The organism is Exiguobacterium sp. s46 (assembly GCF_018618875.1).
Taxonomy (GTDB): domain Bacteria; phylum Bacillota; class Bacilli; order Exiguobacteriales; family Exiguobacteriaceae; genus Exiguobacterium_A; species Exiguobacterium_A abrahamii.
On the sequence record NZ_JACSMY010000001.1, the window covers coordinates 888983 to 902257 of the forward strand.

Consider the following 13275-nt stretch of genomic DNA (forward strand, 5'->3'; position numbering starts at 1 on the left):
ATCAAAAGGAGGTGATCCCCCGCTTTTAGGGGGATACAAGTTGGACATCGTCTTAACACTGAATTTGTTGTTGCTCGTCGTATTGATTGGTTTGACCGCGTTTTTCGTCGGTTCGGAATTTGCTGTCGTTAAAGTCCGGATGTCACGTCTCGACCAGATGGTGCAAGAAGGAAAAAAGGGAGCAGTACTTGCGAAGAAGGTCGCAGGAGATCTCGATTATTACTTGTCGGCCTGTCAGCTCGGTATCACGATCACTGCACTTGGTCTGGGTGCACTCGGGAAACCGACCGTCGAGAAATTGTTGACACCGGTCTTTGATGAACTTGGTGTCGCCGTTGCGCTGTCAACGATTCTCTCATACAGTATCGCTTTCATCTTCGTGACGTTTCTCCACGTCGTCATCGGAGAACTTGCACCGAAGACGCTCGCGATCCAGTATGCGGAACGGATGACGTTACTGCTAGCGCCTTCACTCTATGTATTCGGAAAAGTCATGTATCCGTTCATCTGGATCATGAACGGTTCGGCCCGTGTCCTCTTGCGGATGTTCGGTGTGAAACCTGCCGGTCACGAACAAGCCCATTCCGAAGAAGAGTTGAAGATCATCATGGCACAAAGTTTTCAAAGTGGTGAGATCAATCAATCGGAACTCGCCTTGATGCAAAACGTCTTTGCGTTTGATGAGCGTGTCACGCGCGACATCATGGTGCCACGGATGAACATGATGGTCATTTCGGACGAGATGAGTTGGGAAAATCTATTACAGACGATGTCTGACAATCCGTATACACGTTACCCGGTCAGTGAAGGAACGGATAAGGACCGGATTAGTGGTTATATCAACGTCAAGGAAGTGCTCGCCCATCACGCGGTACAAGACGAACGAGAACTTGCATCGTTCCTTAAACCGTTGCCGGTCGTCTCGGAATTGACACCACTGCAAGAAACACTCTTGAAGATGAAACAGACACGGTCACACATCGCTCTCGTCATCGACGAGTATGGTGGGACATCCGGTTTGATCACGATGGAGGATATTTTGGAGGAAATCGTCGGTGATATCCGTGATGAATTCGATGAAGCGGAGCAAGCCGAGATCGAACAGTTACCGGACGGCTCGTACCGTTTAGCGGGTACTGTCCTATTAGTTGAAATTGAAGAACGATTTGGTCTTCGGTTCACTGAAGCAGAGGCGGTCGACACGATCGGTGGATATATCCAATCACGGACGGCTGTTTTTGAAGAGGGAACGATCGTCACAGATGAGGCGTTTACGCTTGAAATCTTGCGTTCTGCCCAATATCAGATTCAGGATGTCAAGTTGACCTTGCCGTCAAGCTAACAGAAAGACCCGTTTTGCTTAGTAGTTCAATCTACTGAGCTGGCGGGTCTTCTTTTATCAAACGAGGTCTTAGCGCGTTCATCAAAGAGAAGTATGATAATATTCCGGACCGACGAGCTCGCGAATCGATAAGATTTGGCGATAAAGCGAGAGTATATCTACTAGATGCTCAGGAAAGTGGTCTCTTTAATCAACAAACGTTCAAGGTTATACATAATTATTGTGATTTTCCATTCAATTGTTAGAAGTTCGAGACGATATAAGGAATGAAGTTCACAAATAAATGAGGGAGAGAAGCATATGAAATGGTTCGCGAAATCAGCATCACCGTCCTTTGATGCGCGCATCGAAGGCGAACGCGCTCATGTCGTGTTGAATGTTCCGACATCCTTACATGAACAATTACGTTTAATCGGTCTAGAAGCAGTCGATTTACAAATTGTCCGGGTCATCCGCGAAGATGTATCCCGTTGGATGCCGAGCATGGTCGACGCGTTCTACGAGGAGCTGGTTCGTGTTCCGTCACTCCGGCATTTGATTGAACAGCATTCGACGCTCGAACGATTGAAAGGCACTCTCGCTCGGCACATCCTACAAATGTTCGATGGTCAGGTGACGATGGACTACATTGAAGCCCGGCGCCGGATCGCTGAACGGCATGTTCAAATCGGGCTGCATAATAAATGGTATATCGCCGCTTTTCAAAAAGTCTGGAACGTCCTCAGTGAACAGATTGACTGCAGTGATTGGCCGGAAGCAGAACGTGTCCGGATCATGCGGGCAGCGGGGAAACTCTTCAACCTCGAGCAACAGATCGTCATGACGATGTATGAGGATCAAATCGATGAGGAACGCCAAGCGATCGCGACAGCCAAACGGCACGTCGGAGATGGCGTTCAAAAATCAACGGAAGAACTTGCTGCGATGAGTGAAGAGTCGTCAGCGAACTTCCAGGAGATTGAACGGCACGCCAAACACGTCTCGACGACGACAGACGCAATTTCGATCCAGTTGACGGAAGCGGTCAGTGAAGCAGAAGCAGGTGTCGTCCTCGTCGAAGAGGAGACACGTCGCTTTGAACATGTCGTTGCAGATTTATCACGGACGACCGAACAAGTCGCTGAACTGTCTCGTCTGTCGCAGGAAATCGAGCGAATCGCCGGGATGGTGACGACGATTTCTGATCAGACGAATCTTCTCAGCTTGAACGCCTCGATCGAAGCGGCGCGTGCCGGGGAGATGGGGCGCGGATTTACCGTCGTGGCGCAAGAAATTCGGAAACTCGCTGAAGAGAGTAAACAGTCGGCAGCCGAGACGTCGCGGATCGCCCAAGAAATCACGCAAAAGATGCTCGTCGTCTCAGAGCGGATGGGAACGACGGAGACGGCGGTCGTCCGAACGACGACGGAGATGCAACAAGTCGTCCGTGCCTTTTCACGGATTTCAGAACAGACGGATGCGGTCTCGCGGCAAATTCATGAACTATCGACCGATACGAAGGATGTCGCCGGAACGATCGAAGGTATGCGTAAGATTGCAGAAGCGATTGCTGAGACAGCGGATGACTTACAAGAAGTCGCAGCAACCTTATAAGTGATCCCTCCTTTCTACGGGAAAGGAGGATTTTTTTGTCGTTTTATGGAAAAATGAAAGTGGAGGTGTGAATGGTTTATGGTTCAGAGTCTACTACTGATTGTTTTATGTTTTTTAGCATTGATTGGACATTATTTGATGACAGGGGAACTCGCTCCACGTGAGTTGTACGGGTTACTCGGTTTAACGGGCGTCGCTTTCGTGATCGGTGGAGTCGAATGGTGGCAAATCCGGCGCGATTTACGTTATCGGGGAGTAGAAGAGGGGATATCCGTTCGCTTGGCAGATCGGGCGAGCCGAAAGACGAATACGGTCTTTCTCGCGCATGAACGATGGCTGACGTTCTCACGTCGATACGCCACGTGGTGGCAGGCAATCCTTGCGCGCTTCGAAAAGTTCGAATCATTTTTTCTCGACGTGACGTTCGAAGGAGACGGGGAACAATTACAAATTAAAGAGACGAGAACGGAGTGGCTCCGCAATACGACACATTTCGTGATTCGCAAAGACGGACGCGATGTCGGAACGATTCGTAACGATGCGGCACTGCGTCAGCAACTGCAGCTGCACGAAGTCTTACTCGTCTCGTATGCCGGTCAGGAGTATCAGATTCGGTCCTCGACGCTTACGCGAAAAATCGGCGTCTATCAAAACGGGGATTGTATCGCGACGGGGTCACGACACGGGGCGCGACTCGTCTTTAACTGTGACACGAACGAACGTCTCTTAGCCGTCGCTAGTATGATCGTCTTTCGACTTGTTTATTCGAAGTGATTTTATTTCACTGACCGTACTATTGATTTAAAAATTTAAAGCAAAAGAAGTAATAAGATAGGTCGTTCCCCTAATGATTATATGAATACATACAAAAAAGGCGCGCTGGATCTCTACAGAAGAGAATCAGCACGCCTTTTCGTTAACCGGTCTTTCGGATCGATTCGAACAACCGTCCCTTATAGACGTCGGCAATCGTATTGAGGAACGTCTCGCTCAACTTTTTCGGGAAGAACGGTTTTGCATATACATAATGATATGCCTTCTTCAAATCATCCCATTGTGTACACGGTTCCGTTTGACGGAACCGAGCGACGTCGATGATCCGTGTTCCGTTAGCGGTCAAAAGGATATTGCGTAAATGGATGTCTGATGGGTTCAAACCGACGGATCGTGCTTGTGCTAAAGCCGTATCGACTGTCGTTAAGACGGATTCCGGGATGAACGTCCCGCTGACGAGACATTCGAATAACGTTTGACCTTCAATGTATTCAAGCACGATATAATCGGCACCGTATTCGTAGACTTGCGCATACGTCGGAAAATCAGTCAACTGTGCGTAGATGCTCCCTTCGAGATCAGCGAGCGTTCGAAACGACGGGTAAAATTTCTTGATGACGCGATCCGTACCGCGGATGCGAAAGACGAACGCACTTCGTCCTGTCCCGATTAAGTCAAGTTCACTCGGAAGATGCTCGATCGTACAAACGAAGCCTGTTTCTTTCAATTGGATCAATTGCGCTAACTCAGCGTCAGTTTTCAATGGTGTCACTTCCTTTCCTCCTTCATTTCTTATACCCATTATACGCTCATCTGACAGGAAAAGTTTCAAAAATCGCTTGTGTGTGAAAGTTTTGAACATTATGTGATATGCTAAAAATGCTACACTGTTACATACTTTAAGGGGGTTTTTAATCATGTCAACGACACAACAATGGCGCGACCATTTTGATGGTCTTCGCGCATACGAAGAAGCCGTCGCATTACTTTACTGGGATATGCGGACATACATGCCGGATCAAGGCGCAGCGAACCGTTCTGCGTCGATCGGATTCCTCTCGACGGAGAGCTTCCGTCGCCGGACAGGCGAAACATACCAACAATTACTAGCAACGATGGAGCAAGAGACGCTGACGGGTATCGAAGCGATCTCGTTCGCAAAAGCAAAAGAAGCATTCGATCGCGACTCGAAAATTCCAGAAGCCGAGTACCAAACATTCATCACGTTGATCTCTGAGGCAGAGAGCGTCTGGGAAAAGGCGAAGGACGCGAACGATTGGTCGATGTTCGAACCATACCTCGAGAAAATCGTCGCGATGGAGCGCCAGTTCGTCGAGTATTGGGGCTATGACGCGCACCCATATGACGCACTGCTCCATGATTATGAACCTGGGATGACGGTCGCGACACTCGACCCATTGTTCGCAGAACTCCGTCAAGCGATCATCGGTTTGCTCGGTCAGCTCGAAGGAAAAGACTTTCCGACGCTTGATTGGTCAGCGGACCGCGAGACACAGATCGCCTTGAACCAAGAGTGGCTCCGCGATATCGGCTACGACTTCACGTCTGGTCGCTTAGATGAGACGGTCCATCCGTTCCAGACGACGATCAACCGGAAGGACGCACGCATCACGACGAAATACGATGAGAACGACTACCGGAACTCTGTCTTCGGCACGATGCATGAAGCCGGACACGCGACGTATGAGCAAGGGATCGAACCGGAACTCGATTCACTCGGTCTTGGTAACGGGGCTTCGATGGGGATTCACGAATCACAATCACTGTTCTTTGAGAACTTCATCGGACGCAACCAAGGTTTCCTCGACGCACGTTATCATGGCTTACAACAAGCGATTCCGTCACTGGCTGACGTTCCGTTCGAACGCTTCTATGCCGCGGTCAATGAAGTCAAACCGTCACTGATTCGGATCGAAGCCGATGAATTGACGTATGCGCTTCATATCATCATCCGCTATGAGCTGGAAAAACGCTTGATGACGAAAGAGCTCGAAGTCAAGAATCTTCCGCAAGAATGGAACCGTCTCTATAAAGAGTATCTCGGTGTGGATGTGCCGAGTGACGCAAAAGGCGTCTTACAGGACGTCCATTGGTCAGGTGGCTCGTTTGGTTACTTCCCAAGTTACGCGCTCGGTCTCGTCTATGCGGCACAGCTCAACGAAGCGCTTCGTCGTGACGTCGATAACGTCGATGGTCTGATCGCGGCCGGAACACTCGCTCCAATCAAAGGCTGGTTGAAAGAAAACATCCACCGTCACGGGAAATCGAAGACACCGGCTGAACTGATCGAAGCAGCAACGGGTCAATCGATCTCGGTCGCACCACTCGTCAACTACTTGACGAAGAAATACACGCGTGTCGTCGAGGCACTCTGATGTTATGGTTCGCACACCGCGGCGTCAGTGACCGTTTTCCGGAGAACACGCTTGAAGCCATCGCTGCTGCGATTGAAGACGACGTCGATGGGGTCGAATTCGATGTCCATTTCTCAAAGGACGGTGTCGGTGTCATCATTCACGATGAGACTGTCAACCGGACGACGAACGGGAAGGGGCGCGTCATCGACATGACGGTTGCTGAACTGCAGGCGCTGGATGCTGGAGCACGATTCAAAGGGGAACCGATCAAGACGAAGATTCCGACGCTTGACGAAGTCCTCGCAATCCTTGCACCAGTGACCCTGCGGCTCAACATCGAGCTGAAGACGGATACGATCCGCTATGACGGGCTTGAAGCGTATGTCCTCGAACGTTGCGCGGCACACGGCATCGCGACCGACCGGCTGTTATTCAGTTCGTTCAACCATTATTCGGTTGCCTTGATTCGTAAGCTCGACCCAAGCGTCGAGACGGCGATTCTCTATCCGTATCCGATCTATCATCCGGAAGAACAAGCCCTCCGAATTGGTGCGACCGGTATCCATCCCGATTATCGACGGGTGACGGAAGCGGACGTCGCGTTCGCTCACGCGCAAGACGTCACGGTCCGGGTTTATACTCCGAAGACGGTCGAGGATGTCCGGCAGATGCAGCGGATCGGCGTCGACGCCGTCATCGTTAATAATCCAAAAGGGATGCGCGATACACTCGAAGGATGAGGAGGAGGAAGGGATGCGCAAGGAATACGTATTCGTCATCAGTTTGTCGCTCGTCGCTTTATTCGTCGGACTTCAGCTTGGCTTTGCCCGCTTGCCGGAACCAAAACCGAAGCAAGTGACAACGACACCGATGCGCCCTGCCGATTATCAGGCAGGACTTGCGTCAGCGAAACGGGAACTGAAGCAGATTCAGCGCTTCACCTTGAAAAGCACCCTTCCTGCGGATGGAACGACGGTGACCTGGATTTATGAGACCCCATCCGATGAACGAATTGCGGTCGATTGGTATTACGTCGAGAGTTATCCGGAAGCACAAGTCCAGATGACACGAAACGAAACATCCCGGATCATCTCGTACGAACGCTATTTAATCGTCATCCGACCGATTTACGGAACGGTCGTCGATAGTGAACTCGAACAGTTCGCTCTTCGCTTTACAGGTTACTTCACGACACAACAACAGGGGGAAAACGATGTCAGGTAAAATCATTCTCTTGATTGGTGGATCGGGCAGCGGAAAGTCCTCCCTGATCAAACGTCTGCGAACGGAATACGCGCACGTCCGGTTCATCCCGTCGGTGACGACCCGACCGAAACGACCGACGGAGATTGATGGAGCAAGCTATCATTTCGTCGACGTCAAGACGTTCCAACAATTGATCCAAGACGACGGCTTCATCGAATACGCCCACGTCCACCGGGCGTGGTACGGGACACCGCGTCAAGCGTATGTCGATGTCCTCGAACAGGATCAAATCGTCATTAAGGACATTGATCCGAAAGGGGCGGCGAACTTCAAGCGTTTGTTTGGCGACCAAGTGATCACGATTTTCGTCTCGGTCCCACCCGACTTGATGAAGGAACGACTGTTGATGCGCGGGGATACACCGGAGTTTGAAGCGCGACTCGTCGATTACGAGGAAGCGTGGAAAGACCGCGATCATTATGATTATATGATTGAAAACATCGATTTTGAGACAGCGTATGCCGATCTGCTTGAGATCATTGCTGGCTACATTCCACAGGCATGACGAAGAGGACGCAAGATGCGTCCTCTTTTTGATGTCAGAAAGGAGTCTCCATGCTACCTACGCATCCCTTACTCACGCACGTTGAGAGCGAAAGACAGTTATCTGGACGATCGCGCCAAGCCGTCTGGTCCGTCAAGACAGCAACAGCGCACTACATCGTCAAGGTCGTGACGGATTCGTTTAGTCGTCAATTTGAACGAGAAGCCGCTTTAGCGATTCCAAAACAAGCGGGATTGTCTCATGCCTTACCGCTAGCGACCGGACGGACCGCAACGACCGCTTACGGCATCTATCCGTACCTACCCGGACAAACCGTTCGAAGCGTACTCGAGGAGTCACCGGAATTTGCGCCTCAGCTTGGTCAGGAGACAGGGCAAGCGTTGAGACGCATTCATGACGTCACCGCACCGAGCGAAATGACGTCTTGGAGCGAACGTTGCCAGGCGAAACATGACCGCTACCGCGCGGCGATTGACGGGTTGCTTGAGCCAACGTGGATCGAGCGTCTTGATCGATTCATTAGCGAGCGGATTCCGTTACTTCAGACACGTCCAAACCGTTTGCAACATGATGACGTTCATCTCGATAATCTCCTTGTCGAGGATGGGCATCTTTCCGCCTTCCTTGATTATGGGAACCATGATTATGGCGATCCGTGGCATGACTTCGTCAAATGTGGTCTGTTTCAGGTCGAGACGAGTCCGCTATTTGCCCGTCACATGATCGAAGGATATTTCGATAAAGAAGTACCGTCCGACTTTTGGCGAATGTATAGTCTTTACATGGCGATGGTCGTCTTCTCGGCACTCGCCTGGGCGAAGCGGTTCGATGCAGACGGAATGCAAGCGATGCAACGACGCGTTCAGCGAATCATTCAGGATCATGCTGGATTTCAGCGGGACATCCCGCTTTGGTATGAAGGGCAACGTCATGACTAAAAAACAACGGGTTCGTTTCTTTTTAATAAGAGACGAACCCGTTGTTTTTATAGGTGAATCTTAAGATGAAAATAGAGATTACCACTCGAAGCCTTCTTCACTATACTTGCCGTTCGAATTGAAGAATCGTTCTTCTGTTTTACCGTTTACCGTACTCGTATAAATGACGTAGACGTCGAGATGATCATTCTGATCCGCCATCTTTTTAGCAGCTTTCTTAGCATCGGCTTCATTCGTATATGTCTCTGACTTGCTTGCCTTGCCGTGTTTTTCTTGCCCTTGTTCTTCATAACCTTCTACTGTCCATACTTTTTTTGATGACATCCTTAACTTCCTTTCCTGCCAAAAGCGAGTCCGCTTGGCTGTTACATTATGCTGTGCAAACCGATCCATCGTCAACCGTTGCTGTTCATTCTTTGACGATCTCGTCCAAATGATCGGCATAATAACGGATTGCCCGGTCAAATGTCTGGATCGAGGCGTCCGACGACGTCGTAGCAAGACTCTTCAGCAACCGACCGACTGCCTGATCGGCTTGACCCAAATTGTACTCCGTCATTGCGAGGAAGGCTTGCAGGGCATGGGCGTCCGGGAATTCACGGAGCGCACGATGGAACACGTCTGACGCAACTTCGAACTGACCGATGACACGATATGTACTGCCGAGCCCGATATATGCCTGCAGACGGTCTTCGCCAGTAAGACCGAGCGCTAGTGCTTGTTCATAATAGGGAACAGCAGCCTGCTCCTCGCCGAGACTATCATGACACCACGCCATCTGATAGAGAACGGTCGGGTCGTTAGGTGCCGTCTCGACATACTGACGAACGACAGCCTTCGCTGCTTCATATTGCCCCGTCTGTCGTAACTGTTGCACCGATTCGAAATCAAACATCGTGTTTACTCCTCCTGAATTTAAAAAAAACGGATCCGGTCATCCTGACCGGATCCGTTCGATTGAACAGCTTAGATTGTTTTTTCAAGCTTCGTCAAGAGCGTCCGGAACAGTTCGAGTTCCTGATCCGAGAAGTCCTCGAAGACGTCTGCGAGGTAATCCATCTTCATCGATTCGAGTTTTTCATAGAGCTCGATGCCTTTTGGAGTGGCGCGGAGTTCGACGACACGACGATCGAGTTCACTTCGCTCGCGCGAGATCAACTCTTTTTTCGTCAATTCGTCTGCTAATGCCGTGATCATGCTCGCTGAGAATTGGAACTCCTGCGAGAGGGCAGAGGCGATTTGCGGACTGTTCGCACAAAGGGACTTCAAGATGAAGAATTCATTGCGTGTCAAGTACGTCGTGAACATGCTACGCACGTCCTTTTTGATCGCGCGGTAGTTCATCCGTAATCCTTTTTCTGTATCAACGATCAACTGATCGCGTTGTGCTACTTCTAGTGTAGTTGCCATGTATCGTTCACTCTTTCTATACCGTAGTTTCTTTCACTCGTGATTTAGTATAGTGAAAAATTTTAGTTTAATCAATATTTTTCTCTTGAATCATCTGTTTCGACGACGCGGGCGACTTGGGCGACGATCTCTTCGACGTTGCGCAGTTCTGGATAGAAGCGGCGGAAGAAGTAGTCGATCCGGTGTGTATCTTCGCCAGCAATCGTCAGTGCCATGCAGATATAGGCGATGCCGATTCCTTGACGGGGCAGGAACGGATTCGGCATGACCTTCGCACAGCGTAAGGCGAGCGGACTGTGGGTCGTGACGGCTTCAATCAATTCCCCGTATGTCCGGATATCGACATAATGGAACATCCGAATTAGTTCGTTGATCAATTGTTGATCGGAATCGAGCATCATTTGCGATGTAACGAGTCGTTTATCGAGCTCGTTAATGACCGGGGAGTGATCGATGAAGTAGTTCAAGTTATCTGCCGTGATCCGGACTTGATGTGGGTCAGACAAGATTTGTTGAACGGTCTCGTCTTCAAATTGTTTTAACTGTTTCTTGATGTTGACGAACTCCTGATCGGCGATCTCGAGTAATCCTGCCACACGACTGAAGCTGCGCCGGACTTCTGCTGGGACACTGTTCGGATTTTTATATCCAAGATCATGTTCGATCTCCGCCCACGCGTGTTGCAGGATCGAGCGAATCTGGATCTCAGCCGTGTAGTCCTTGAAGCGACCATACTCGCTCAGGGCAAGCCGCTGATCGCTGAGTGAAGCGACGAAGTGGACCGAGAGATAACCGAATTCCGTCGTATCGAGCAACGTCGACTTATCGACCGATTGATCGCGATCGATCGCGAACTCATTCTCGATGATTCGTGCCGCTTCCCGGACGTCGTCATGGAAATAAGTGACGATCCGAATCCCGGTCAAGTCATGGACGTCCTTGAGTGAACGGTATTTGTTCGGTTGCCGTAAGACTTTTTGATACAGACTCTCGGAGTCCTTCGTCCGGGCGACGATTGAGTGGTATTTGATGCCTGCCGCGTCCAGCAACTCGGACAAGAGCATCTTCAACTTGTCGGCGTAGGCATCGTATTCTTCCTTATCGTTGACATATTCGAGCATCATCGTATTTAAATCTTGTGATTGCACCGTTTCGCACCTTCCTCATCCTGTAGTCATCTAGCCATATTGTAGCACTCTGCTTCGTTAAACGCACAGCAAGACCCTGTTTGAAGCAGTACGATTCGTGGGAAAAAGACAAGTAGTACGTGTCCGGGAGGAGATTAATCATGGAAATAGTGGATGCCCGTGCTTTACCCGCCGATCATATGGATGTTTTGCATGTCACACCATCGTCGATCTATTTTCGACGTCGTCTTGATGACGCCCGTTACCACATCAGCCGGTATGATCTTGAAGATCAAGAACAGGTCGATCTAACGCCAGAAGCCTTGACGGATCACGGACCAACCCGACCGTTCGTGCGGCACGGAAGAGTCTATTGTTTGAATGAACATACGCAAGAACAGGGCGGGGAGACGGAAGTGCTCGTCATCGATCTCTTGTCCGGTAAACGGGAGCAGATTGCATCGTTTTATGTCGAAGGGGATTTGACGCTCTACTGGGTGCTCAATGAGAACTATCTCGTATTCTTACAGACGACGGATACGACGTCCGCGTTTCTGTATGACGTCAAGGATGAATCGCGGCAGACGATTCGTGATCCACGGCTCTACGGGATGACGGAGAATTACCGGGAACTCTATTTCTTTCTCGTCACGCTCGAAGAGAAGGAGTACATCGTCTGTAATGCCCGACTCGATGAGTTCTCGTTCTATGACGCCCTTGAAAGTGGTGTCATCTCACCAGAAGATCCGATCGACCACTCGGAAAGTCTTTTGATTGCCCCACTGCCGACCTTGATCGAGGAGATCGAACGTGGTGTTGAGCACTTATCGTTCGCAACCTTGTTGAAGTTAGAAGGGGAAGGGGATACCGTCCAGTATCTCGGGGAACAGGAAGGGCATCTGATCTTTAGTGCCTATACCGATCGTCTAAACGAAGAAATCTTTTACCGGATCGACACGGAAGCGAGTGTCGAAGAGGTCGCCCGGATTCAGTGGAGTGACTATGAACCGCTCGACTTCACGTACGATGACGTTGAGTCGACGATCTTCATCGTCAATGACCGGTCCGAGCACCATCATGAAGTGATCAACCTACGCAACGGTGCCCGATTCCTCGATAAGGAGCCGTTCGAACGTGTCTTACGTGGACGCTTTTATCTACACGAAGCGATCGGAGACGACGCGGAACCGATGGTCACCGTCTATGACGCAGAACACAATGAACGCTACCGGTTCGAGGATGCCTATTATGTCACCGTGTCCGGGGAACTCGTCATCTTATCGGTCCATCAACTGTAAAAAAAGAGCGGTTGTTCTTTTCGTGAGAGCAACCGTTCATCATCAAAAATATAATTATTTCAAATACCGAAATTATTATAAAAAACAAAAACCAGCCGAGAGTAAACCTCAGGCTGGCTAGAAATGCTACACTTATTCTGCGTCAGTTGTACGTGTATAGACGTCGACTTGGATGTTTCCAGCAGTTGCACGCGAATAAGGGCAGACCGTATGCGCGACTTTCGCAAGTTCAGCCGCAGCTTCTTCCGAGATCCCGCGGACGAGAACATCGAGTTCGACAGAGAGCATGAATCCGTCAGCTGCTTCGTTTAATGTCACGTGTGCTGTGACTTCACTGCCATCGTGTTTGATTCCTTGTTTGCGAGCGACCATGTTCAAGGCAGAGTCGAAGCAAGCAGAATATCCTGCAGCAAAGAGTTGTTCTGGGTTCGTTGCTTGTTTTTTCGATCCTGGTACCGGCATTGCGAGGGCAACGTCAAGAATACCGTCCTCCGATACGACGCGTCCGTCGCGACCTCCGACAGCTGTTGCAGATGATGTGAACATTGGTTTCATGTGTGTAACTCCCTTTCGTTGTTAGATTCAAATAAGTAGCTTACAATTAGATTGTATACAATTTAAATCGAAATGCAACTCGTTTGCTC

Annotated in this window: 15 protein-coding genes; 9 read left to right on the top strand and 6 right to left on the bottom strand. The window is 50.0% G+C overall.

Features of this window, described 5'->3' with window-relative positions; translation table 11 throughout:
* Positions 1 to 40 precede the first annotated feature (40 nt).
* From KNQ08_RS04680 to KNQ08_RS04690, 3 genes are all read left to right on the top strand, one after another.
* On the top strand, positions 41 to 1342 hold the full coding sequence (locus tag KNQ08_RS04680; protein WP_214770046.1) for a hemolysin family protein: 1302 nt from the start codon (positions 41 to 43) through the stop codon (positions 1340 to 1342).
* A gap of 300 nt (positions 1343 to 1642) precedes the next feature.
* Positions 1643 to 2935 (top strand): globin-coupled sensor protein, encoded by a 1293-nt coding sequence (locus tag KNQ08_RS04685; RefSeq protein WP_149427349.1) that lies wholly within the window; start codon positions 1643 to 1645, stop codon positions 2933 to 2935.
* A gap of 78 nt (positions 2936 to 3013) precedes the next feature.
* The gene (locus KNQ08_RS04690; protein WP_214804904.1) at positions 3014 to 3709 is read left to right on the top strand and encodes a hypothetical protein; all 696 of its coding nucleotides are present in this window, start codon (positions 3014 to 3016) and stop codon (positions 3707 to 3709) included.
* Positions 3710 to 3851: 142 nt separating this feature from the next.
* Here KNQ08_RS04690 and KNQ08_RS04695 read toward each other — a convergent pair whose 3' ends face one another.
* A complete protein-coding gene (locus KNQ08_RS04695) occupies positions 3852 to 4481 on the bottom strand; it encodes a Lipopolysaccharide core heptose (II) kinase (RefSeq protein ID WP_023468282.1) in 630 nt (209 codons plus the stop codon).
* A 145-nt stretch (positions 4482 to 4626) separates the two neighbouring features.
* On the opposite strand from KNQ08_RS04695, the gene KNQ08_RS04700 reads away from it, so the two are divergent.
* From KNQ08_RS04700 to KNQ08_RS04720, 5 genes are read left to right on the top strand one after another with little or no spacing between them, the layout of a single operon-like run.
* Complete coding sequence (locus KNQ08_RS04700) at positions 4627 to 6105, top strand: carboxypeptidase M32 (protein ID WP_214804906.1); 1479 nt, start codon at positions 4627 to 4629, stop codon at positions 6103 to 6105.
* Entirely contained in the window at positions 6105 to 6827 is a 723-nt protein-coding gene (locus KNQ08_RS04705) for a glycerophosphodiester phosphodiesterase (RefSeq protein WP_251133619.1), read from the top strand. The genes KNQ08_RS04700 and KNQ08_RS04705 overlap by 1 nt, the downstream gene beginning before the upstream one ends.
* 13 nt (positions 6828 to 6840) lie before the next feature.
* A complete protein-coding gene (locus KNQ08_RS04710) occupies positions 6841 to 7311 on the top strand; it encodes a hypothetical protein (RefSeq protein WP_050677915.1) in 471 nt (156 codons plus the stop codon).
* Positions 7301 to 7858 (top strand): guanylate kinase, encoded by a 558-nt coding sequence (locus KNQ08_RS04715; RefSeq protein WP_029341679.1) that lies wholly within the window; start codon positions 7301 to 7303, stop codon positions 7856 to 7858. The genes KNQ08_RS04710 and KNQ08_RS04715 overlap by 11 nt, the downstream gene beginning before the upstream one ends.
* Positions 7859 to 7908: 50 nt before the next feature.
* A complete protein-coding gene (locus KNQ08_RS04720; protein WP_214804908.1) occupies positions 7909 to 8796 on the top strand; it encodes a phosphotransferase family protein in 888 nt (295 codons plus the stop codon).
* A 78-nt stretch (positions 8797 to 8874) separates the two neighbouring features.
* Here KNQ08_RS04720 and KNQ08_RS04725 read toward each other — a convergent pair whose 3' ends face one another.
* From KNQ08_RS04725 to KNQ08_RS04740, 4 genes are all read right to left on the bottom strand, one after another.
* Positions 8875 to 9120, bottom strand: coding sequence for a hypothetical protein (locus KNQ08_RS04725; RefSeq protein ID WP_023468288.1), 246 nt, complete (start codon positions 9118 to 9120; stop codon positions 8875 to 8877).
* An 85-nt stretch (positions 9121 to 9205) separates the two neighbouring features.
* Positions 9206 to 9691, bottom strand: coding sequence for a tetratricopeptide repeat protein (locus KNQ08_RS04730; protein WP_214804910.1), 486 nt, complete (start codon positions 9689 to 9691; stop codon positions 9206 to 9208).
* Positions 9692 to 9762: 71 nt separating this feature from the next.
* Complete coding sequence (locus KNQ08_RS04735) at positions 9763 to 10206, bottom strand: MarR family winged helix-turn-helix transcriptional regulator (protein ID WP_023468290.1); 444 nt, start codon at positions 10204 to 10206, stop codon at positions 9763 to 9765.
* 71 nt (positions 10207 to 10277) lie between these two features.
* Positions 10278 to 11354 carry a GTP pyrophosphokinase gene (locus tag KNQ08_RS04740; RefSeq protein WP_231681756.1) on the bottom strand — a complete coding sequence of 359 codons (1077 nt, stop codon included), beginning with the start codon at positions 11352 to 11354 and terminating at the stop codon, positions 10278 to 10280.
* 140 nt (positions 11355 to 11494) lie between these two features.
* Here KNQ08_RS04740 and KNQ08_RS04745 point away from each other — a divergent pair, with 140 nt between their 5' ends.
* Entirely contained in the window at positions 11495 to 12631 is a 1137-nt protein-coding gene (locus KNQ08_RS04745) for a hypothetical protein (protein ID WP_058713078.1), read from the top strand.
* Positions 12632 to 12763: 132 nt separating this feature from the next.
* On the opposite strand, the gene KNQ08_RS04750 is transcribed toward KNQ08_RS04745, so the two are convergent.
* Complete coding sequence (locus KNQ08_RS04750) at positions 12764 to 13186, bottom strand: organic hydroperoxide resistance protein (RefSeq protein ID WP_023468292.1); 423 nt, start codon at positions 13184 to 13186, stop codon at positions 12764 to 12766.
* Positions 13187 to 13275 lie beyond the last annotated feature (89 nt).

Excerpts from the sequence above, each read along its gene's own strand:
- KNQ08_RS04685 (WP_149427349.1), top strand. The coding sequence starts at position 1,643 with ATGAAATGGTTCGCGAAATCAGCATCACCGTCCTTTGATGCGCGCATC.
- KNQ08_RS04690 (WP_214804904.1), top strand. The coding sequence starts at position 3,014 with ATGGTTCAGAGTCTACTACTGATTGTTTTATGTTTTTTAGCATTGATT.
- KNQ08_RS04700 (WP_214804906.1), top strand. The coding sequence starts at position 4,627 with ATGTCAACGACACAACAATGGCGCGACCATTTTGATGGTCTTCGCGCA.
- KNQ08_RS04705 (WP_251133619.1), top strand. The coding sequence starts at position 6,105 with ATGTTATGGTTCGCACACCGCGGCGTCAGTGACCGTTTTCCGGAGAAC.
- KNQ08_RS04710 (WP_050677915.1), top strand. The coding sequence starts at position 6,841 with ATGCGCAAGGAATACGTATTCGTCATCAGTTTGTCGCTCGTCGCTTTA.
- KNQ08_RS04715 (WP_029341679.1), top strand. The coding sequence starts at position 7,301 with ATGTCAGGTAAAATCATTCTCTTGATTGGTGGATCGGGCAGCGGAAAG.
- KNQ08_RS04720 (WP_214804908.1), top strand. The coding sequence starts at position 7,909 with ATGCTACCTACGCATCCCTTACTCACGCACGTTGAGAGCGAAAGACAG.
- KNQ08_RS04725 (WP_023468288.1), bottom strand. The coding sequence starts at position 9,120 with ATGTCATCAAAAAAAGTATGGACAGTAGAAGGTTATGAAGAACAAGGG.
- KNQ08_RS04730 (WP_214804910.1), bottom strand. The coding sequence starts at position 9,691 with ATGTTTGATTTCGAATCGGTGCAACAGTTACGACAGACGGGGCAATAT.
- KNQ08_RS04735 (WP_023468290.1), bottom strand. The coding sequence starts at position 10,206 with ATGGCAACTACACTAGAAGTAGCACAACGCGATCAGTTGATCGTTGAT.
- KNQ08_RS04745 (WP_058713078.1), top strand. The coding sequence starts at position 11,495 with ATGGAAATAGTGGATGCCCGTGCTTTACCCGCCGATCATATGGATGTT.
- KNQ08_RS04750 (WP_023468292.1), bottom strand. The coding sequence starts at position 13,186 with ATGAAACCAATGTTCACATCATCTGCAACAGCTGTCGGAGGTCGCGAC.